An 18755-nucleotide genomic window follows, 5' to 3' on the forward strand; every position below is an offset into this window, starting at 1 on the left:
GCTGGAAAATTTTTCTTTCCACTGGTTTCGTTTGCGATCGAAAATTTCAACAAGCGCCGTATAAACCCCTGCTTTATCAGGGCCGGCTAGTACTTTCTTGATCCGGCTGCGGGCTGGGTCGGTGCGGGGAGATAAGTGATGAAAGCCGGTGGGTTTATCTTTGCGGTTAATTTCCCCATCAAACACATGAACAAGGTTGATTTGCGGATCTGTGGTCGACCAGAGTTCGCGTTCAAAGGCGAAAACCGTTGACGTGAAGCCAAGAAGGAAAAGCCCAATGATGAAACCCTGTAGGGCATAGGCAAAGGGGTTTTGTCCGCTAACCACCGGCACCCGTCACGAAGCTTTCCACCAGGCTCTTGGAAACCAAATTCCAGCCATCAACAAGAACGAAGAAGATCAACTTGAAGGGCAGGGCAATCATAACCGGCGGCAACATCATCATACCCATGGACATCAGGATGGATGCGACAACCATATCGATCACCAGAAAGGGCACAAACAGTAAGAAGCCGATTTCAAAAGCGCGTTTTAATTCGCTGATCATGAAAGCCGGGATCAACACTTTTAGCGGAATTTCTTCCGGCGCTGTGACTTCTTCTTCGGCGCTTAGATCCATGAAAAGAAGAACGTCTTTTTCCCGGGCGTGTTTCAGCATGAAATTCCGGAACGGTATGGCGGTTCTTTCAAAGGCGGTTGTTTCGTCAATCTCTTCATTGATCAGGGGAAGAAGCCCTTTTTCATAGGCTTCCTCTAGCGTAGGAGCCATGATGAAACCGGTCAAAAACAGCGCCAAGGAAATCATCACAACATTTGGCGGTGTTGTCTGAATTCCGATCGCACTTCGAAGCAGTGAAAGAACAACAATTAATCTGGTAAACGAGGTGGTGACAATCAGGATCGCTGGCGCAAGACTAAGAACCGTCATCAGGACAACGAGCTGCACGATCCGCCCAGTTAAAGGCCCCGCTTCATCACCAAGATCCAGAGACAGGGTTTGCGCGATGGCTTCTGCCGGTACGAACCAGACGATAAGGCCGAGCAGGGCGGTGATAGAGAACGAAAGATATCGCAATCGATGCCCATTTATATGAGCAAGCCCGGAAAGCATTCGTTTTGTCATTTAGATTGCTCAACCCGTTTATGCAAAGGTGGAAGTTTAGGGGCCAATGGCTCCTGCTGTTCGGTTTCGGTTGTGAACGGGCTCGGCCGATTTTCTTGTTCGGGGCGACGCTTGATGGGGATATTCTGCTCGATAATCAAATCCCGCTCTGGACCAAGCAGGAGAAGATGCTCCTGATCATCACGGCGTACCAGAACCAACTTTCGTTTTGCGTCCACAGAGGCAACCTGGGTGACCCCCAGGCGTTTTTTCTCGCCCCGTTTTCCGTCTGCTTTTGCCACCATACCGAATTTCCGGGCAATAAGGGTCAGGAGTCCGATAAGTCCTAAAACGAGGATCAGGACGGCTATATATTTAATATAAGGAAGGAGTTCCATGGTCCTCTAGCTCTATCGGTTTGCGAAACAATCTTTATGTTACGAAGGGTACCTTGCGAAAATTGAATTGGAAACTATTCTTTGTTTTTTTCTGTTGTACCTTCCAGATTATCAACGCTGGTGGACAATTCATCATATTTCAGTCGAATTTCGGCGGCCAGCAAATCCAAGGCTTCCAGCACCTCTTTAAGGCTCTCGGTGAGTTGGCTCTTGTCCGGGTTATCCTGGGCTTTGACCTTTTCGTGAAGGTCCAGCAATCGCTGCGGAAAAAGTGAAATATCAATAGATGCACCCATTTTGGATTGTTCCAAATGATTCAGAATTTCCTGTTTCAATGAGCCAATTGACTGTTCGATGGAAGGTTCAGGCGTCATTTGGACTCACTTACATTAAACTCGGGGCGGGGGATGGGCGCCCCTTGTTCCCGATAAAGATACGATAAAATTTCGGAAACGGCGGCAAAGGCTTCCAATGGAATAGGGGTGTCTATGTCAACTTCTTTCAGGATTTGGGCAAGGTCTGCATCTTCACGAACCTTGATGCCATTTTCAAACGCTATCTGAAGAATTTGTTCTGCGACCGCACCCTGACCGGTTGCCGTGACGACTGGAGCGTTAGAAGTGCCCTTTTCGTGATTGAGCGCGACAGCGATTTGTCTTTTTTCGACTGTTCCTTCAGTGTCCGGTTTATCAGGCATTTGCGCTCCACCATCCAAGTCTCCAGAAAGAAAAGTAGAAGCAAAACAGAGCAAAGTCAAATGGTCGCTAGTAATATGAAAAATAAATAGAATTTGCCTCATAGATTGGTCGCAGACGGGGTGTGGGGAACAAGCCATCTGCCGAATATTGGACGTGGTCCATTTCGGCCCGGACAGTCAGAAAAGGTCTTTGAAGGCCGATTTGTCAACGACTGGAATGTGCGTTCAAAAAAAGAATCACAATTCGTTCTTGCAAGTTTTTAAGGGAATGATTATGTTCCGCCACAGAATTGCCGCAGTGGACGCCGAAGTCCTAATACTCTGTCGCAATATTTTGAAATTTCAGTGAGGGTACCCCCTCATTTTTGCAAAAGACAATTTGTCCGACCAAAACGCGCTAACAGGCGGGCTGCACGATTGTGCGGTGTTGGGGATTGTCTAACTTTCGTCCAAGGACGTCACGCGCTGCCTGCTTTTCAGGTAGCTGCCAGAAAGGAATATATGAATTATGCAGTTTGAAAATGCGCTTATCGGTAAAAAAGTTGCCATTCTTGTTGCGAACGGTTTCGAAGAATCCCACATGACAGGTTTGCACAAGAACCTTGTCGATACCGGAGCTGAGATTAAAATCGTTTCCCCTGAAAAAGGTGTTGTAAACAGCTGGCACGACGGTAACTGGGGGCATTTCTTTCCTGCTAATTCTCATCTGCCAACATCTATGTCTCATCATTTTGATGCTGTGATCGTTCCAGGAGGCTCCCGCCATGTTGCGCGCCTTTCTGCAGACCCACAGACCGCACGTTTCATGCGGGGGTTCATGGAAGACAATAAGCCTGTCGCATTGTTTGATGATGCTGCAAAAATTATCGCAGTGGATGACCTTCTTGAAAACCGGACGGTTGCTGTCTCTGACGCGATCAAAGAACTGATGGCGGAAAAAGAAGCAACAGTTGCAGAGGCAGACATTGCTGTTGATTCTATGCTTTGCACAGGAAAAACAGAGATTTTGCCTTTGGTAGAAAAATTTGTTGAATGCATTCAGAGCTACGAGCCGGAAGCTTGGGAAGCCGCCTGATTGGTTCAGCCAGACACCTGATGAAATAGCCTTCTGTTTTCAGAAGGCTTTTTTTTTGGAAAAATGGAAAGGCAGTGCGTTGAGCAGGGGGCATCCCGGCCGAGTTGAATATGTGAAGTTAACAGTTTGTTAACCGTTGAAGCCTAGAGTAAGAGCAGATCAGTTTGTGATGAGTGAATTGGGCTTTTTATGAGTTTACAGGACATACCTTTATTTGCAGCGCTAACAGAGCGCATGAAATGGTTGACCAGCCGCCAAAAGGTGCTGTCCCAGAATATTGCGAATGCGGATACTCCGAACTATGAAGCCAGAGACCTGAAGCCTTTAAAATTCAAGGACATGGTCGCCCATCCAGACAACATGAAAGTCACGATCGCCAGCACGAATAAAAGCCATATGCAGCTTGAACGGGGCAGCGAAAGCGATTTCGTCAATAAGAAGGTGAAAAAGCCGTACGAGGTCTCTCCAACAGGCAACGGTGTTGTTCTGGAAGAGCAGATGATGTCCTTGGCGGAAACACAAATACAATATCAAATGACCACGACCCTTTATAAAAAGCATTTGAACATGCTTAAAACCGCCCTAGGGCGTCAGTAAGCCGGAGCTTTATTATGGATTTGCTTAAAGCGTTGAATATTTCTTCTTCCGGCATGAAGGCGCAAGGGGAAAGAATGCGGATTATCTCCGAAAACCTGGCCAATAAGGACAGTGTCGGCAGGACCGCTGATGATGACCCATATCGCCGTAAAACGGTTAGTTTCAGTAACGAGCTGGATCGCGAACTGGGTGCACGTCTGGTTTCAGTCGATAAAATCGTTGAAGATGGCTCTGCTTTTGGTGAAAAATTTGATCCTAACCATCCAGCGGCGAATGCAGACGGGTATGTAAAAACACCCAATGTGAATGCCTTGGTTGAAGTGATGGATATGAAAGAAACCCAACGCTCTTATCAAGCCAATCTTGGGGTGATTGATGCCTCCAAGAAAATGATCATGCAAACGCTTGAAATCTTGCGCTAATAAGACATAGGAGAACGAAAAGATGGTTGATACAACTCCGATGTCCGCGATGCAGGCTTATGGAAAAGCATTGGACAATCTGTCTAATGTTAAAGCAGGCGGCGCCGCCGTTGGGACAGATGAAGTTCCGACAGGCCCGAGTTTTTCCGAATTAATGCAGGAAGCCGGCAATGAAGCTATTTCTGAAGGCATGGCCGCGGAAACGGTAAGTCTGAAATCGCTGACCGGTGATACGGGGCTTGCAGATATCGTAACGGCCGTCAGTAGTGCAGAAGCGACACTCGAAACCGTGGTTTCTGTCCGTGATCGTGTGATTCAGGCTTATCAAGACATCATTAAAATGCCAATCTAATCTCCTGAGCTTTTTGCAGGAGGAGAAACCATGACACCCACCGACGTTGTAGATGTTGCCAGAGAGGGCATCTGGGTGTTGCTTATCGTTGCGTCGCCGGTGATGCTGGTGGCATTGAGCGTTGGTTTGGTCGTTGCATTGGTTCAGGCACTCACACAAATTCAAGAAATGACGCTGGCCTTTGTGCCGAAAATTCTTGCGATTTTCCTGACATTGATCGTGTTTTTCCCTTTTATGATTTCAGCGATGATTGACTTGATGGAACAAATTACACAACGCATAGCCTCTCTTTAGGGGTGGGCGGATGCTGAACGAGTTTCTCACTGTCAATATTTTTGCTTTTTTGCTGGTTTTTGCGCGCATCGGGACCGCTTTTCTGATCGTCCCCGGCATTGGTGAGGGCTTTGTTGCGCCGCGTGTCAGGCTGAGTATCGCACTCGCAGTTACGTTTCTGGTCACACAATTTGTTGTCGATCGACTGCCAGAACAACCCGTATCCGTTATTGCATTGTTCCTGCTTCTATTAGGTGAAATCGTTATTGGCTTGATTATTGGCGGGGCTCTTCGTCTGGCGATCAGTGGGTTGCATACGGCCGGTACGATCATCGCACAGCAGGCCGGTCTGGCCGCGGCCCAGTTTTTTGATCCAGCCCAAATGACACAAGGGGCGGTGACCAGTAGTTTTCTGACGATCATGGCAATGACACTGATTTTCGTAACGGACCTGCATCATCTGTTTTTGCAAGGGACCTATTCAAGCTACATTCTGTTTCCAGTGGGGGTTGTTCCGCCGCTTGGGGATGTTGCCGAACTGGTGATTGGTTTTGTGTCTGGTAGTTTCGCACTGGGATTTCAGATATCAGCGCCGTTTCTGGTATACGGTCTGACCTTTTATTTTGGTGTAGGGCTGATTAACCGGCTGATGCCACAGGTGCAGATCTTCTTCGTTGCGATGCCTTTGCAGATTGGCCTTGCTTTCGCTGTATTGTCGATAACGCTAAGCGGCAGTATGATGTTGTTCCTAAACTATTATGAGGAAACGCTGATGCGTTTCCTCGGAGAATAGCGGAATGGCAGACGATCAAGACGAATCCCAAAAGACCGAGGAGCCGACCTCCAAGAAGCTGGAGGATGCCCATAAAAAAGGCCAGGTTCCCAAATCCCAAGAGGTCGGTCATCTGTTTATGACCATGGGAATTGCCTTGGTTGCCGTCATTTTTATTGGTGGTTTAGGAACGGGGCTCTCCTATGATCTCTACAAATTCCTGGAGCAACCCCACAACATCTCCTTAAGCGGTTTAAATCTGCGGGATACCTTTGGTGCGTTGGGTTGGGCTGTCGTCGGTGTTATGGCGCCTGTTCTTGGTGTTTTGATGCTGGCCGGTTTTCTTGGAAATGTGGTCCAGCATCGCCCTGTCCTGTCGACTGAACGCATAAAGCCCCAGTTTAGTAAAATCTCCCTGTTCAAGGGTGTTGGACGGCTTTTTTCAATGAAATCGATGGCCGAATTCCTGAAAGGTATGCTGAAGATCATTTTGGTTGGCAGTCTGGCCTTTTGGTTGGTGATGCCTGAAATGGATGAATTGCCTGTATTGATGTCCTATGAGGTTTCAGGGGTGTTGGCGGTTCTGAAGAAGCAGATCCTTAGCCTGTTGCTTGGTGTTGCCTCCCTGATGGCCGTGATCGCCGGCGCTGACTATATGTATCAACGTTATAATCATAGTAAAGACCTCCGAATGACCAAGCAGGAGATCAAAGACGAGAACAAACAGTCGGAAGGTGATCCTATGATCAAATCCAGACTGAGATCTTTGCGGATGCAGCGGTCCCGTCAGCGGATGATGCAGGCTGTCCCATCTTCTGATGTGGTTGTGACAAACCCGACCCACTATGCGGTTGCCTTGAGGTACGATCCGGAAGTCGACGCAGCGCCAATTGTTCTGGCGATGGGGTCGGATAATATCGCATTGAAAATTCGTGAAATCGCCAACGAGAATGAAATACCCATTGTGGAAAATCCACCGCTTGCACGGGCGTTGTTTGCTTCCTGTGATATTGACGAGCAAATTCCATTTGAACATTACAGGGCGGTTGCCGAGGTAATCGGTTATGTTCTAAAACTAAAAAAAATGAAGTAGGAAACCGAGCGTATGAGGCCCGAATATAAACCAGGAAGAGTGAGAGATCGGCGTTTTTTCCTAGGCGTTGATGCTCGGCAATTGGCGGCAGCGTACTTCCTCGTTGCGACCCTGATTATCATTGCAGCGATCCTGGGACAGGAGTTGAGTTTCCTGAACCTGATGATCCTGAGCGCCATGGTTCTGGCGGCAATGGGGATTGGACTTTGGTATTTGATCTTTCATGGCTTGCGCCGGGCCGCGTCCGGAGATTTGGATCTTATTGCTGAGTTTGTCTCTTCCAGCCCGGAAGGCCGGCTCGTAACGACAAAAGACGGCGCTTTTGTTCTGGCCAACGATGCTTATTACGATGTTATGCGGCTGAGCAAGAAAGAACAGACTAAAACTCTTCTTGAAGTCATGGAGGGGAATTTTGCTGCCCGGGAACAGCTTAAATCCCTTCAGAATGCGGCAATCAAAGGGGGTAATGCGGGTATTCGGGTTGAAATGAAAACCAATAAAGGTCAATGGCTCGCTGTTTTGGCCCATACGATCAAATCCATACCCGATTGTCTGATCTGGTACGTCGCGGAAACGACGGTCCAGCATAAAATTGAAGAGGTAGAGCGGAGCGAGCGAGAAAAGCTGTCTGAATATTTCAACAATGCACCGGTGGGCTTTTATTCGCTGGATGATCGGGGAAGAATTCAATTTGTAAACCGTATTCTTGCCGATTGGTTGGGATATCATCAGCGTGAATTGTCAGAGGGGACACTGGATTTTGCGGATGTCATCATTAAAGGTGATGAACGGCAGTTGAACTTAATGGATAACCTCAACGATACGGGGCACCGGTATGAGGGTGAACTGCAATTGCGCCGGCGCGATGGCACTGTTTTGCCTGTTCATATTACGCAGACGCTGGCCCGGGATGAAAATGGCAAAGTTATTGGCTCTCGTAGTGTGGTTCGGGAATTGCTGCAGGAACGGTTGTGGCGCGAGCGGGTGGAAAGCGCTGAACAGCATTTCCGCCGGTTTTTTGAAGCTGCCCCGATTGGCATTATTTTGTTGGATCAGCAAGGGATTGTTGTCGAGGCAAACCCGGCCTTTCGGGTGATGACCGATACGGTGGTTGATAACGCCATCGGCAGTCATGTTACAAAATTGGTAGCGGAGCAGGATCATGACGTCCTCAACGAAAAGCTGAAAGAAGCATCTGCCAGTGATTTCGAGCTTAAACCGACGGAAATGAAACTGAGCGACGGTGAACGGGTTGCAAACTTCTACATTAGTTCTGTCGCCGGAACTGAGGGAAATACAGATAGCCTGCTGATTCATATTATCGAGACATCTGCACAGCGGCAGCTGGAAGTTCAGTTTGCTCAAAGTCAGAAAATGCAGGCTGTTGGTCAGTTGGCCGGTGGTATCGCCCATGACTTTAACAATCTGTTGACCGCGATGATCGGATTTTGTGATTTGCTGCTATTACGGCACCAGGTGGGCGATCAGTCTTATTCCGATATTAGCCAGATCAAACAAAATGCAATTCGGGCCGCCGGTCTTGTTCGCCAGCTTTTGGCCTTTTCCCGTCAACAAACTCTGCGCCCGAAAGTTACGGATCTAACGGAAGTGCTGGCGGAACTGTCTAACCTTTTACGGCGCCTGATCGGTGAAGCAATAGAGTTGGAAATCAAGCATGCGCGCGATTTATGGCTGGTTAAGGTGGACCAAAGCCAGTTTGAGCAGGTGGTCATAAACCTGGCGGTGAACGCGAGAGACGCAATGTCCGGCGAGGGAAAACTGTCGTTTAAGACGGAAAATTATGTGGTTCGTGAACGGGGAAGAGATGCACACGAACTGGTGCCGCCTGGCGACTACATTAAGATCAGCGTAACTGATACGGGCTCAGGTATCCCTGAAGAAGTCATCGAAAAAATATTCGATCCATTCTTTACAACCAAGAAAGTAGGGGAAGGAACAGGGCTTGGACTGAGTACCGTCTACGGCATTATCAAACAAACCGGTGGTTTCATTTTCGCCGAAAATAACGAGGATAGAGGGACGACTTTTAATATCTTCCTGCCAAAACATATTGAGGCCATCGACGGGGTCAAGGCTGAAGAGGAAAGCCCCCAGAAAGTGCATAGAGACCTTTCAGGTGTCGGGACTGTTCTGTTGGTTGAAGATGAAGATCCTGTGCGGTTATTTGCGTCCCGCGCTTTGCAGAATAAAGGCTATGAGGTTTTACAGGCGGATTGCGGTGAAAGTGCACTGGAGCTATTTGAAAATCATGAAGGGCATATTGACCTGCTGATTACGGATGTTGTGATGCCCAGCATGGATGGTCCCACCCTGGTCAAAAATATCACAAAGAAAATGCCGGATTTGAAGATTATCTTTATCTCGGGCTATGCGGAAGATGCCTTTCGCAAAGACCTTGATTTTGACATCAACAAAATTGAGTTCCTACCGAAACCTTTCACCCTTAAAGAAATCGCCGAGAAGGTAAAAGAAGTGCTTTCCAATACCGAAGAGACTTAAATCAGGTGGTTAGGTAAGTCGATCAAGGCATTGTTATTGTTTCAATAATGCCCCGCCAGTCGGGCGTACTTGCACCGGTTTTACTCACCGCTTGGGATCCGAAATACAGGTTGGTAATGATGGTCGCCTGCTGCGATGCGAGGCTTTTATCCTTCATCTTTTCTTGAAGGTTTAAAGTGAGCGCGTTTTGGATGCGGGCCCACATACCGGATGTTATTTTAGCGACATCACTATCACTGGGGGCCAGTTCAACCATCGCATTGCAGATTAAACAACCCCGCCGGTTCTTTAAGGGGGCCCGGTCGTCAATATTGTTATTAAACATAGTAAGAATGCGATCCATGGGCGGTCCTAAACGGGCATCTGTAAGGCGGTTGACCGTTTGACCCACATAGCATTCGTCATATCGTTTTAGCGCTTCCAGATACACAGATCGTTTATCGCCGTAGGCCTTGTAAAAAGATCCGCGGGTAAGACCCATTGCTTTCAGAAGATCAGGCAAATTTGTTGCACTGAAACCGTTTTCCCAAAAAATCTGCAGGGCACCCTCTAGGGCGGTGTCATTATCAAACTCTCTCGGTCGGGCCATTTGTTTGTCGCCTTATCACGGTTATCACGAAAAGCTCACAGTTTTGTGTTTTGTACCAATTGGTTCCTTATTATATATCTCGTTTTATCGGAAGGCAAGTTTCCCCTCAAGGCTCTTGGACCCGAAAATAAATTAAACTCATTCTTGCACGCGAGTGTGTGATCAATAGGAGAAAAAGAATGTTTAAACTGTTACGGAATATTGCTGTTGGTGCAGTCTTATCCACAATTCTTTTCGCCACGGCCATGGCAGCCGGTGTCGATGTCAACGCTACAACAACTGGTCTGGCGATGCGCGGTTACGATCCGGTATCCTATTTCCAGGGCGCCCCGGCAGAAGGTGATTTGGCTCATACTGCTGAATTCAATGGTGCAACTTACCGATTTGCAAGCGAAGCAAACAAAGAAAAATTTGTTGCTGCTCCTGAAAAATATGCGCCGGCTTACGGTGGATATTGTGCCTTTGGTACAGCAATGGGTTTCAAATTTGATGGCGATCCAAAAATCTGGAAAATCGTTGACAATAAATTGTACCTGAACCTGTCCAAAAAAGTACAGGGTCGCTGGGAAAGCGAGTTGAACGAGCTTATTGAGCAGGCCGATAACAAATGGGTCAACATCAAAGACAAAGCTCCTGAAGAACTCGCAAACTGATCTTACGAAAATGTGAAGCGGAAGTGAGTGTATCTTCTGCTTCCTTTTTCTTATGCTGGTATTGTTATTCAATGTCTTTTGATTAGGAACAGAACTATGTCATCAAATAAATTGACCTCTCTTGCGCTTGCGGGCGCTGTTGCAACGGCTCTAACCGCGTCTGCTTTTTCTGCGACAACTGCAAATGCGGCGGGTAAAGAAAAATGTTACGGTGTGTCTTTAGCTGGTGAAAATGATTGCGCCGCGGGTCCTGGAACAACCTGCGCCGGGACTTCGAAAGTAGATTATCAAGGAAATGCCTGGAAGCTGGTACCTAAAGGGACATGTGCCTCAATCGAAGTACCTAAAATGGCGGATGGTTCTGATCGTAAAGGATCACTGGAAGCTTTGAAACGCGACCTGCCATCCTAGGATCAAAGACAATCAGGAAGGCGTTTGGGACGCCTTCCTGACTTAAATTGCTTCTATACACTGATACGAAATGGAGCTGAACAGTGACGGTTTCTCGTTTAAATACCCTACCGTTCAGTGTGGGAGCAGGTTTTAAACCACAGCATTTTGACGACATACAGCAAAAGGCTGATCGCAAAATGTGGTTTGAAATTCATGCCGAAAATTATATGTCCCGCGGCGGACCAACCTTGCAGATGCTCGAACGCCTGCGGTCTGACTTCGACATTTCAGTTCATGGGGTAGGATTATCAATCGGTTCCGCACGTGGTCTGGATAGGGAACATCTTGCGCGCCTTAGAACATTATGTGATCAGATTGAGCCCGCGTCATTTTCCGAACATCTTGCATGGAGCAGTCATTCCGTTGGTTTTCTGAACGATTTACTGCCTGTCCCATATAATTCTGAAACATTAACGCAGATATGCGAGCATGTTGATCAGGTTCAGACGGCATTGGGGCGGCCGATGCTTCTTGAAAACCCGTCATCCTATCTGGAATTCAAAGACAGCAGCTACGAAGAAACGGCGTTTTTGAAGGAGATCTCTGACCGTACAGGATGCGGACTCCTTCTGGATATCAACAATGTCTATGTCTCAGCGGTTAATCTGGGGTTTGATGCATCCCGTTATCTTGATAATTTCCCAAAACAAAAGATCGGTGAAATTCATCTTGCGGGTCATTCTTCGGAACAAAGTGACAGCACGGAAACCCTACTGGTAGATGCTCATGATCGGCCCGTGGCGGATCCTGTCTGGTCTTTATATCGATCATTTATCTCGGAAAACGGCGCAATCCCGACACTGATTGAATGGGACAATGATATTCCTGACTGGGATACATTATCAGCAGAGGTCAGCAAGGCTCAAACTATTCTGAATGGTTTGGCTAGGGTTGAGGAGGGGGCCAGTCATGTTGCTTGATGATCTACAGCAAGATTTTTCTGTGGCCCTTCTGGATCCGGGCAAACCAATCCCCGAGGCAATTGATCCGTCGGCACAGTATGACATCGAGAAGCGGTTTTCTGTCTATCGTAACAATGTTTTATCCAGTTTGATTGACGCTTTGCGCGTTGCATTTGCCACGATTGATAAGCTGGTAGGGGAAGAGTTCTTTGATGCAATGGCAGCGGTCTTCGTGCGCGCAAATCCGCCCCAGTCGCCGATCCTTGCTTTATATGGAGAGGCGTTCCCGGATTTTTTGACGACGTTTCCGCCAGTCGAGGAATTACCGTATTTGCCTGATGTCGCACGGTTAGAACTGGCCCGCAGGCAGGTATATCATGAAGCCGACGGGATATCTCTGGCGGGCGATTTTTTAACGCAATTTTCGGTCGAGGAATTGCCGTCTGTCAGGTTTGATCTGCATCCGGCCCATCGAACGTTATCGTTTGCGTATCCCGTGTATTCCATTTGGCAAACGAACTGGAATACAACCGGCGAAACGATCGATCTTTCTGGTTTGACGGGGGAGGACTGTCTCGTTTACCGGGAAGGATCATCCGTTCTTCAGCGGAAGCTTTGCCCCGGTGGGGCACGGTTTATTATGGATTTGGCGCGGGGCGATACACTTGGGGAAAGTGCAGAAAAAGCAGGTTCCATTGATGGATTTGACCTGGCCGATTGCTTGGCCAGTATTATCGAAAGTCGGCTGGTCGTAGCTGCAAACTGACGGATGAATGTCATGAGTAATATCGTACAATCCCTTTTTGGATTGCATAACAGAGTATTTGAATTAGTTGAACGAAGTCTGGCTAACTGGCTGCCGGGTCTTGCGGCAAGAGCTGTTTTTTCGAGTGTGCTGCTGGTCTTTTTCTGGCAATCAGCGGCCACAAAACTGGATGGTGGGCTGTTTTCACCGTCCGCGGGCGCCTATGCGCAGATCTTCCCGAAAACACTGGAGGCGCTTGATTATGACACAGACAGAATGTCGGCCTTTCATTCCCTGATAGTTCTGGCGGGAACCTATGCCGAGTTTATTTTACCGCTTCTTATTCTGGTTGGCTTGATGACCCGACTCGCATCCGCTGGCATGATCGGGTTCATCACCGTGATGAGCATTGTGGATATATATGGCCATGGCCTTGACGAGAAAAGTATTGGTGGTTTGTTCGATCGTTTTCAGGACAGTGTGATCGCTGATCAACGCCTGCTGTGGGTCTTTCCGCTTGTCTATCTTGTTATTAAAGGGGCGGGGATGATTTCAGTGGATGCACTGTTGAAAAAAATCCTGCCTTATTCAAGCAACAAAGCTGTGGCCTCTCATAGCTAGGAAAAATGATGGTCGGTTTCCCCTGACCGAACCATTGTTTGAGGGAGGAAACGCCCGGTTTGCGCCGGGCGTTTCTATTTTTTTGTATTGTGAACTTTCGTGTACGGCGAACATCAAATCAGTAGTCGTCCTCTCCTAAAATGACGACGCATTTACCGTCTACCTTACGGTCAATCACCGCATCCATCGCTTCATGAAACTGCTCAAGTGAATAACGTTTACCGATTTCCGGGTTGAGCGCCCCTTTATCATACAAATCAAGGACCCCACGGATCATGTCGTCTAAATCGTCGATAAAGTCTTCGCGTTTTGTACCGGGGGTCCAGCCAAAGAAATGACCAATATTAAAACCCATTGCTGAAATATTCTTTAGGAGGAGCCGATTGGCCGGGATGTCTGGAATGGTACCGCTGGCATATCCGATTGTGAGCAGGCGTCCTTCCCAGGCCATGCATCTTAACGAGGCGAGTGTCACGTCACCGCCAATGCTGTCATAAACAACATTGGCACCACGCCCTTCGGTTATTTCAAGGACCTTGTCTCTAAAATCCTCTTTTCGGTGATCGATAACAAAGTCCGCACCATGGCGACGGGCTGACAAACAATGCGCCTCACCCCCCGCAACGGCAATAACGGTCGCCCCCATCGCCTTGCCAATTTCGACAGCGGCCATGCCAACCGCCCCAGCGGCCCCGTGAACCAAGAGCGTTTCTCCTGCTTGCAGCGACGCGCGGCGTGTCAGTGCCCCGTAAGAGGTTGTATAGGAAAGCACCAATGCAGCAGCGACGGCAGGGTCAATACTATGGGGGATTTTGTGGCAACAGATATCCTGAACCAGATTATATCCGGCGCATCCACCGCCATCCCCGCTGATCATGACCGCATCGCCAACCTGTACCCGAGTAACGCCTTCACCAATTTCATGAACAACCCCGGCCGTTTCCGGACTGGGTATGAAGGGAAGAGGGGGTTTTCGCTGATATTTACCGGCAATATTCAGCGAGGCTGCAAAGCTGATCCCGGTGGCTGTGTTTCTGACGACGACCTCTCCCGGACCGGCCACAGGGTTTGGAAGGTTTTCGAGATGGGCTTTTTCCCGGTAATGGCCAAATTCCCGAACAACAATGGCACGCATGAAGTTTCTCCTTGTCGCAGATATGCACAGAGTATTGTTTTGTAGCAGTATAACGGGCCTTGAATGAGGAGCAAATAAAAGAGGAAGTTTGAAATCAGTCGATTTAAAGAAGGGTCAATGCAGCGCCCGTAATATTTATCACTGTTTTCCCGTTAATTGATAACCATATAAAATTCAAACGACACATGGAGTATAAGTTCAATGAAAATATTAATGGTTCTCGGTACAGTATTCCTGCTGGCAGCCTGTAATCACACGCCACAGAATATCGATAATTCCTATCGTTCGTCCAATCATGGAGATCAAGCAAAGCCTTAATTTTGTCATGCAGGCGCAATGATGGCAGGATAGAGGGAGAATTCTGAACATTCAACGTAAGCAATGGATACAGAATGAAACGATTAACGTTGTTGCGGCATGCCAAATCCAGCTGGAATGATGGGGCAATCCGGGATTTCGAGCGGCCTTTATCGCCTCGCGGGATTAAGGCCGCCCCCCTTATTGGACAATATCTAAGAGATCAAAACCTGGTGCCAGAGCTCATCCTTTGCTCTCCTGCTAAACGGACCCGAGAAACACTTGCCCGTACGATGCCGCACCTTTCGGTCGAAACAAAGGTCATATTTGACCCGATGATTTATTCCGCTGGCATGGGGGGAAGTATTCTTGACCTTTTACCGACGGTTGCAGAGGCTTATGGTCATGTGCTGATCATCGGCCATAACCCCACGATGCAGGAGCTTGCGCTGACACTGACCAACTGGCAAGAGGGCACAGAGTCTTTACGGCAGAAACTAACCCGTAAATTCTCGACCTGTGCTGTCGCCAGCCTGGAGTTTGATATAGCCTGCTGGAACAAGGCTAAAACTTCAGGCGGACTTATTACGCATTTCATGACCCCAAAAATGCTGACTGTAACGGGCTAAATTTTCGCGCTTTGTTTTAACCGGTTTTCTGATAGCGTGTCTGTAACATTTAAAACAGACTTAGAAACTGTGGCCTCATGAATATTACAACGCGCACTCCGGACAACAACAAAATAAAATTGGGGGCTGGTGACGGTTTTTTGCTCGCCGCTTCCTGTGCATGGGGCATCAATTTCCCGATTGCCAAATCTGTCCTTCTTTACATGGATCCGATGGTCTTTTCCGCGACCCGGTACCTTGTCGCTGCGTCCTTTCTTTTTGTGCTGTTGATCTTCCAACGCGAGAGACTGGCGATTACGGCTAAGGAATTTTTCGAACTGGCGATTATCGGGTTTCTGGGAATTACCCTATTTCAGGGAGGTTGGGCGTACGGTCTTAATCTCACCAGTGCCTCGAAGGCCTCAATTCTGGTGGCGACCGCCCCCGTCTTCGGCGCACTTATTGGATCTTTTCGGGGAGAAAGGACATCACTTGTCGGATGGGGCGGTATTTTTCTGTCCATGATGGGTGTTGTAATCCTGATCAATAACAGCCTGACAGAAATTACGATTGATGCGGGCAGTATGGTCGGGGATCTGCTGATCATCGGCGCTGCCGCGATCTGGTCAATCTATACCTTGATTTCCGGGCCGATGGTTATTCGGCGGGGGCCTATTTTTGTTACCGCTTACGGAATGGCTTTTGGCGCTCTGTTCCTGACGGCCATTAGTGTAGAGCCGCTGATTGAACAGGATTGGAGTGCCATCCCCGCGATCGGATGGGTTGCCTGGGCAAGTACAGCCTTCCTTGGCGCGGCGCTTGCATTTGTCTGGTACTGCGCTGGTATTAGCAGGCTTGGAATGGCCAAAGGCATGTCCTACAGTTTCTTCATTCCCGCCGTGGCGATAGCGACCTCGCTTTTGTTTTTTGGTGAACATATGTCCCTTGTACAGCTCTTTGGTGCCGTCATTATTCTACTAGGCGTCAAATTCACCCGAACAGGCTAATCCATCAAAAGAGGATTGCACCAACCACAATAGGCCATCGCGTGTGGCCGCTGAAGCATGTTTCCTCACGGGGAGCTGAACCTTAAAAGACTGATTGCGCTGAAAGGGGAAAGCGGGATCTCGTCTTGTTCCTATGACGTGGATGGCAACTGACGCCAAAGGTTCATTTAGGCGATTCCAGAGAATCGTATTGGGATTTGACGCTAATCTGATTCGAATTTTTGAGAACAAAAGAAAAACAGATTAAAAATAATGTTTAAAAACAATGAATTAAAAATTACTTGCCAATGAGAACAAAACATGTACATTCCATTTATTGCATCCGGGGCAGACCTATGAAATAAGTGAGGGATGAATGGTACAAACAGCATTGAAACTCGTCGAAGCAGGTGGCATGGATAAGAAAAAAGCGCTGGAAGCAGCAATGAGCCAGATTGATCGGGCCTATGGTAAAGGCTCTGTCATGAAACTGGGTCAACAGGAAGCATTGGACATTGCAGCGATCCCGACCGGGTCTGTAGGCTTGGATATTGCTCTGGGAATTGGCGGATTGCCAAAGGGCCGGATTATTGAAATTTATGGTCCGGAAAGCTCTGGTAAAACAACCCTCGCTTTGCACGTGGTTGCAGAGGCCCAGAAAAAAGGTGGAACATGTGCGTTCGTGGATGCAGAACACGCGCTGGATCCTGTTTATGCGGGCAAGCTGGGCGTTGATATCGATGAATTATTGATTTCACAGCCTGATACAGGCGAGCAGTCCCTGGAAATTGCGGACACATTGGTCCGCTCCGGGGCGGTTGATGTTCTGGTAATCGATAGTGTTGCTGCCCTGGTACCGCAGGCGGAACTGGAAGGCGAAATGGGTGATACCCATGTTGGCTTGCAGGCGCGCTTGATGAGTCAGGCTCTTCGCAAGCTGACTGGTTCAATTTCACGGTCCAACTGCATGGTGATTTTCATCAATCAGATCCGGATGAAAATTGGCGTGATGTTTGGTAGCCCTGAAACAACAACAGGCGGAAATGCTCTTAAATTTTACGCGTCTGTGCGTTTGGATATTCGCCGGATCGGGCAAATCAAGAATAAGGACGACATTGTTGGTAACCAGACCCGCGTGAAGGTTGTTAAAAACAAGGTTGCTCCTCCTTTCAAAGTGATTGAATTTGACATTATGTATGGTGAAGGAATTTCCAAAACAGGTGAAATACTTGATTTGGGTGTGAAAGCCGAAGTCGTCGAAAAATCCGGCTCCTGGTATTCCTATGACAGTGTTCGTATTGGTCAGGGGCGTGAACAGGCAAAAGCCTTCTTGAAAGAAAACAAAGAGATGGCCCTTGAGATTGAAAAGAAAATTTTGACTCATGCCGGTGTTTTGTCTGATGAATTTCAGGGCACCCCGGAAGCCGAGGATGACGGAGAAGCATAAGCTTCTCAATACACGCCATCCTTGATCAGGGATGATGTTGAAAAAAAGCCGGTCCTGTGGGAGCCGGCTTTTTTTGTGTCAGATGGGGGGAGTATGTTAGACTGCGTTAAAACAATAATAAGAAAGGCACGTTTATGTCCGTCGAAGAACCGCAATCAATCATCGGAACCTGGAAACTCAAGGATTGGCATTCCCGAAAAAATGGCGAATTTTATGCTTATCCAATGGAAAAGGATGTAAAGGGACAGCTTATCTATACGCCCTGCGGCCGCATGTCCGGGTTTTTGATGCGCGCTGATTTTAAAGACCGGCCCCCGCGTAGTGATGCTTCTGCTGCGATCAGTTTATCCTACGGAGGAAATTGGTATATCGAAGGGCCAGAAGTCTGCCACGATGTGGATCTGTCCACCATACCGGGCTGGATCGGTACGACATTGCGTAGAACTATGATCTGGCAAGGAGACGATCTACTTCTTAAAACAGGACCGGAAACTGGTAAGGATGGTCATGATTATGAAAACCTGCTGCTTTGGGAACGTTTGGATGCGTGCTGATGATTGATCATGTATCGATTGCTGTTCGGGACCTTGATAAAGCAAAACGCTTTTATACCGCGCTTTTTGCACCCTTAGGGTTCTCCATGCTTGTTGAACGGGAAACTACCGCGGGTTTTGGGAAGGCCTATCCCGAATTCTGGCTGAACGAACGGCTGGATATGAGACCGATATCAAAAGAAACGGGTTCTCATATTTGCCTGCGGGTTAAGGGAGCCGAGAATGTTGAGGAATTTCATGAGATAGCGATCGCACAAGGGGGCGAAAGTGCCGGACTGCCGGGAATACGGCAGGCCGCTCAGACCAAGTATTTTGGTGCGTTCATCTTTGATCCCGACGGGAATAAGATCGAGGCGGTCAGTTTTTAGTCCTTTTGTATTTCTGACATGCTGAACGTACGAAATCGTTCTATATTCATACGGATTGTTCTACATGATCAAAACAAAAAAAGCCGGCATTGCTGC

General features: G+C 48.1%; 25 protein-coding genes. 18 read left to right on the top strand and 7 right to left on the bottom strand.

Annotation, left to right across the window (positions count from 1 at the left end; genetic code table 11):
• The 5 genes from ACJAYR_RS16640 to ACJAYR_RS16660 form a co-directional block, all read right to left on the bottom strand.
• Positions 1-333 (bottom strand): EndoU domain-containing protein (locus tag ACJAYR_RS16640; RefSeq protein ID WP_415237647.1); only part of this gene is annotated, 333 nt, incomplete at its 3' end.
• Positions 320-1123 carry a flagellar type III secretion system pore protein FliP gene (fliP, locus tag ACJAYR_RS16645; protein ID WP_415237648.1) on the bottom strand — a complete coding sequence of 268 codons (804 nt, stop codon included), beginning with the start codon at positions 1121-1123 and terminating at the stop codon, positions 320-322. The genes fliP and ACJAYR_RS16640, both read right to left, overlap by 14 nt.
• Positions 1120-1500 carry a hypothetical protein gene (locus ACJAYR_RS16650; RefSeq protein ID WP_415237649.1) on the bottom strand — a complete coding sequence of 127 codons (381 nt, stop codon included), beginning with the start codon at positions 1498-1500 and terminating at the stop codon, positions 1120-1122. Before ACJAYR_RS16650 ends, fliP begins: the two co-directional genes overlap by 4 nt.
• Before the next feature lie 74 nt (positions 1501-1574).
• Positions 1575-1874, bottom strand: coding sequence for a hypothetical protein (locus ACJAYR_RS16655; protein WP_415237650.1), 300 nt, complete (start codon positions 1872-1874; stop codon positions 1575-1577).
• Positions 1871-2197, bottom strand: coding sequence for an EscU/YscU/HrcU family type III secretion system export apparatus switch protein (locus ACJAYR_RS16660; protein WP_415237651.1), 327 nt, complete (start codon positions 2195-2197; stop codon positions 1871-1873). The genes ACJAYR_RS16655 and ACJAYR_RS16660 overlap by 4 nt, the downstream gene beginning before the upstream one ends.
• A gap of 508 nt (positions 2198-2705) precedes the next feature.
• Between ACJAYR_RS16660 and ACJAYR_RS16665 the strand changes: the two genes are divergently transcribed.
• From ACJAYR_RS16665 to ACJAYR_RS16700, 8 genes are all read left to right on the top strand, one after another.
• Positions 2706-3272, top strand: coding sequence for a DJ-1/PfpI family protein (locus tag ACJAYR_RS16665; RefSeq protein WP_415237652.1), 567 nt, complete (start codon positions 2706-2708; stop codon positions 3270-3272).
• A 189-nt stretch (positions 3273-3461) separates the two neighbouring features.
• Complete coding sequence (flgB, locus tag ACJAYR_RS16670) at positions 3462-3869, top strand: flagellar basal body rod protein FlgB (protein WP_415237653.1); 408 nt, start codon at positions 3462-3464, stop codon at positions 3867-3869.
• Between the two features lie 14 nt (positions 3870-3883).
• On the top strand, positions 3884-4291 hold the full coding sequence (gene flgC, locus ACJAYR_RS16675; protein ID WP_169545294.1) for a flagellar basal body rod protein FlgC: 408 nt from the start codon (positions 3884-3886) through the stop codon (positions 4289-4291).
• Positions 4292-4313: 22 nt separating this feature from the next.
• Positions 4314-4643 carry a flagellar hook-basal body complex protein FliE gene (locus tag ACJAYR_RS16680; RefSeq protein ID WP_181017911.1) on the top strand — a complete coding sequence of 110 codons (330 nt, stop codon included), beginning with the start codon at positions 4314-4316 and terminating at the stop codon, positions 4641-4643.
• Positions 4644-4673: 30 nt separating this feature from the next.
• Positions 4674-4937 carry a flagellar biosynthesis protein FliQ gene (gene fliQ / locus ACJAYR_RS16685; protein ID WP_169545295.1) on the top strand — a complete coding sequence of 88 codons (264 nt, stop codon included), beginning with the start codon at positions 4674-4676 and terminating at the stop codon, positions 4935-4937.
• A 10-nt stretch (positions 4938-4947) separates the two neighbouring features.
• A complete protein-coding gene (gene fliR / locus ACJAYR_RS16690; RefSeq protein ID WP_169545296.1) occupies positions 4948-5709 on the top strand; it encodes a flagellar biosynthetic protein FliR in 762 nt (253 codons plus the stop codon).
• Positions 5710-5713: 4 nt separating this feature from the next.
• Entirely contained in the window at positions 5714-6781 is a 1068-nt protein-coding gene (gene flhB, locus ACJAYR_RS16695; RefSeq protein WP_415237654.1) for a flagellar biosynthesis protein FlhB, read from the top strand.
• A gap of 39 nt (positions 6782-6820) precedes the next feature.
• Positions 6821-9301, top strand: coding sequence for a PAS domain S-box protein (locus tag ACJAYR_RS16700; RefSeq protein ID WP_415237655.1), 2481 nt, complete (start codon positions 6821-6823; stop codon positions 9299-9301).
• A gap of 22 nt (positions 9302-9323) precedes the next feature.
• On the opposite strand, the gene ACJAYR_RS16705 is transcribed toward ACJAYR_RS16700, so the two are convergent.
• Positions 9324-9890 (bottom strand): TetR/AcrR family transcriptional regulator, encoded by a 567-nt coding sequence (locus tag ACJAYR_RS16705; protein ID WP_415237656.1) that lies wholly within the window; start codon positions 9888-9890, stop codon positions 9324-9326.
• A 179-nt stretch (positions 9891-10069) separates the two neighbouring features.
• Between ACJAYR_RS16705 and ACJAYR_RS16710 the strand changes: the two genes are divergently transcribed.
• From ACJAYR_RS16710 to ACJAYR_RS16730, 5 genes are all read left to right on the top strand, one after another.
• Positions 10070-10543 carry a YHS domain-containing (seleno)protein gene (locus ACJAYR_RS16710; protein WP_169545300.1) on the top strand — a complete coding sequence of 158 codons (474 nt, stop codon included), beginning with the start codon at positions 10070-10072 and terminating at the stop codon, positions 10541-10543.
• A 96-nt stretch (positions 10544-10639) separates the two neighbouring features.
• A complete protein-coding gene (locus ACJAYR_RS16715) occupies positions 10640-10954 on the top strand; it encodes a DUF2282 domain-containing protein (protein ID WP_415237657.1) in 315 nt (104 codons plus the stop codon).
• 83 nt (positions 10955-11037) lie between these two features.
• The gene (locus ACJAYR_RS16720) at positions 11038-11916 is read left to right on the top strand and encodes a DUF692 domain-containing protein (protein ID WP_415237658.1); all 879 of its coding nucleotides are present in this window, start codon (positions 11038-11040) and stop codon (positions 11914-11916) included.
• Positions 11906-12664 (top strand): putative DNA-binding domain-containing protein, encoded by a 759-nt coding sequence (locus ACJAYR_RS16725; RefSeq protein WP_415237659.1) that lies wholly within the window; start codon positions 11906-11908, stop codon positions 12662-12664. The genes ACJAYR_RS16720 and ACJAYR_RS16725 overlap by 11 nt, the downstream gene beginning before the upstream one ends.
• Positions 12665-12676: 12 nt before the next feature.
• Positions 12677-13264: a DoxX family protein gene (locus tag ACJAYR_RS16730; protein ID WP_415237660.1), complete on the top strand. Its 588-nt coding sequence runs from the start codon at positions 12677-12679 to the stop codon at positions 13262-13264.
• A 118-nt stretch (positions 13265-13382) separates the two neighbouring features.
• Here the strand turns inward: ACJAYR_RS16730 and ACJAYR_RS16735 are convergent, their stop codons facing one another.
• A complete protein-coding gene (locus ACJAYR_RS16735) occupies positions 13383-14399 on the bottom strand; it encodes an NADPH:quinone oxidoreductase family protein (protein ID WP_415237661.1) in 1017 nt (338 codons plus the stop codon).
• Between the two features lie 392 nt (positions 14400-14791).
• Between ACJAYR_RS16735 and ACJAYR_RS16740 the strand changes: the two genes are divergently transcribed.
• From ACJAYR_RS16740 to ACJAYR_RS16760, 5 genes are all read left to right on the top strand, one after another.
• Positions 14792-15325, top strand: coding sequence for a SixA phosphatase family protein (locus ACJAYR_RS16740; protein ID WP_415237662.1), 534 nt, complete (start codon positions 14792-14794; stop codon positions 15323-15325).
• Positions 15326-15402: 77 nt separating this feature from the next.
• Complete coding sequence (locus ACJAYR_RS16745; RefSeq protein ID WP_415237663.1) at positions 15403-16311, top strand: DMT family transporter; 909 nt, start codon at positions 15403-15405, stop codon at positions 16309-16311.
• A gap of 355 nt (positions 16312-16666) precedes the next feature.
• A complete protein-coding gene (gene recA / locus ACJAYR_RS16750; RefSeq protein WP_415237664.1) occupies positions 16667-17737 on the top strand; it encodes a recombinase RecA in 1071 nt (356 codons plus the stop codon).
• Between the two features lie 134 nt (positions 17738-17871).
• Positions 17872-18291, top strand: coding sequence for a lipocalin-like domain-containing protein (locus tag ACJAYR_RS16755; protein WP_415237665.1), 420 nt, complete (start codon positions 17872-17874; stop codon positions 18289-18291).
• Positions 18291-18659: a VOC family protein gene (locus ACJAYR_RS16760; RefSeq protein WP_415237666.1), complete on the top strand. Its 369-nt coding sequence runs from the start codon at positions 18291-18293 to the stop codon at positions 18657-18659. Before ACJAYR_RS16755 ends, ACJAYR_RS16760 begins: the two co-directional genes overlap by 1 nt.
• Positions 18660-18755 lie beyond the last annotated feature (96 nt).

This window comes from Sneathiella sp. (assembly GCF_047631475.1).
In the GTDB taxonomy this organism is placed as follows: Bacteria; Pseudomonadota; Alphaproteobacteria; order Sneathiellales; family Sneathiellaceae; genus Sneathiella.

Excerpts from the sequence above, each read along its gene's own strand:
- fliP (WP_415237648.1), bottom strand. The coding sequence starts at position 1,123 with ATGACAAAACGAATGCTTTCCGGGCTTGCTCATATAAATGGGCATCGA.
- ACJAYR_RS16650 (WP_415237649.1), bottom strand. The coding sequence starts at position 1,500 with ATGGAACTCCTTCCTTATATTAAATATATAGCCGTCCTGATCCTCGTT.
- ACJAYR_RS16655 (WP_415237650.1), bottom strand. The coding sequence starts at position 1,874 with ATGACGCCTGAACCTTCCATCGAACAGTCAATTGGCTCATTGAAACAG.
- ACJAYR_RS16660 (WP_415237651.1), bottom strand. The coding sequence starts at position 2,197 with ATGCCTGATAAACCGGACACTGAAGGAACAGTCGAAAAAAGACAAATC.
- ACJAYR_RS16665 (WP_415237652.1), top strand. The coding sequence starts at position 2,706 with ATGCAGTTTGAAAATGCGCTTATCGGTAAAAAAGTTGCCATTCTTGTT.
- flgB (WP_415237653.1), top strand. The coding sequence starts at position 3,462 with ATGAGTTTACAGGACATACCTTTATTTGCAGCGCTAACAGAGCGCATG.
- flgC (WP_169545294.1), top strand. The coding sequence starts at position 3,884 with ATGGATTTGCTTAAAGCGTTGAATATTTCTTCTTCCGGCATGAAGGCG.
- ACJAYR_RS16680 (WP_181017911.1), top strand. The coding sequence starts at position 4,314 with ATGGTTGATACAACTCCGATGTCCGCGATGCAGGCTTATGGAAAAGCA.
- fliQ (WP_169545295.1), top strand. The coding sequence starts at position 4,674 with ATGACACCCACCGACGTTGTAGATGTTGCCAGAGAGGGCATCTGGGTG.
- fliR (WP_169545296.1), top strand. The coding sequence starts at position 4,948 with ATGCTGAACGAGTTTCTCACTGTCAATATTTTTGCTTTTTTGCTGGTT.
- flhB (WP_415237654.1), top strand. The coding sequence starts at position 5,714 with ATGGCAGACGATCAAGACGAATCCCAAAAGACCGAGGAGCCGACCTCC.
- ACJAYR_RS16705 (WP_415237656.1), bottom strand. The coding sequence starts at position 9,890 with ATGGCCCGACCGAGAGAGTTTGATAATGACACCGCCCTAGAGGGTGCC.
- ACJAYR_RS16710 (WP_169545300.1), top strand. The coding sequence starts at position 10,070 with ATGTTTAAACTGTTACGGAATATTGCTGTTGGTGCAGTCTTATCCACA.
- ACJAYR_RS16715 (WP_415237657.1), top strand. The coding sequence starts at position 10,640 with ATGTCATCAAATAAATTGACCTCTCTTGCGCTTGCGGGCGCTGTTGCA.
- ACJAYR_RS16725 (WP_415237659.1), top strand. The coding sequence starts at position 11,906 with ATGTTGCTTGATGATCTACAGCAAGATTTTTCTGTGGCCCTTCTGGAT.
- ACJAYR_RS16730 (WP_415237660.1), top strand. The coding sequence starts at position 12,677 with ATGAGTAATATCGTACAATCCCTTTTTGGATTGCATAACAGAGTATTT.
- ACJAYR_RS16735 (WP_415237661.1), bottom strand. The coding sequence starts at position 14,399 with ATGCGTGCCATTGTTGTTCGGGAATTTGGCCATTACCGGGAAAAAGCC.
- ACJAYR_RS16740 (WP_415237662.1), top strand. The coding sequence starts at position 14,792 with ATGAAACGATTAACGTTGTTGCGGCATGCCAAATCCAGCTGGAATGAT.
- ACJAYR_RS16745 (WP_415237663.1), top strand. The coding sequence starts at position 15,403 with ATGAATATTACAACGCGCACTCCGGACAACAACAAAATAAAATTGGGG.
- recA (WP_415237664.1), top strand. The coding sequence starts at position 16,667 with ATGGTACAAACAGCATTGAAACTCGTCGAAGCAGGTGGCATGGATAAG.
- ACJAYR_RS16755 (WP_415237665.1), top strand. The coding sequence starts at position 17,872 with ATGTCCGTCGAAGAACCGCAATCAATCATCGGAACCTGGAAACTCAAG.
- ACJAYR_RS16760 (WP_415237666.1), top strand. The coding sequence starts at position 18,291 with ATGATTGATCATGTATCGATTGCTGTTCGGGACCTTGATAAAGCAAAA.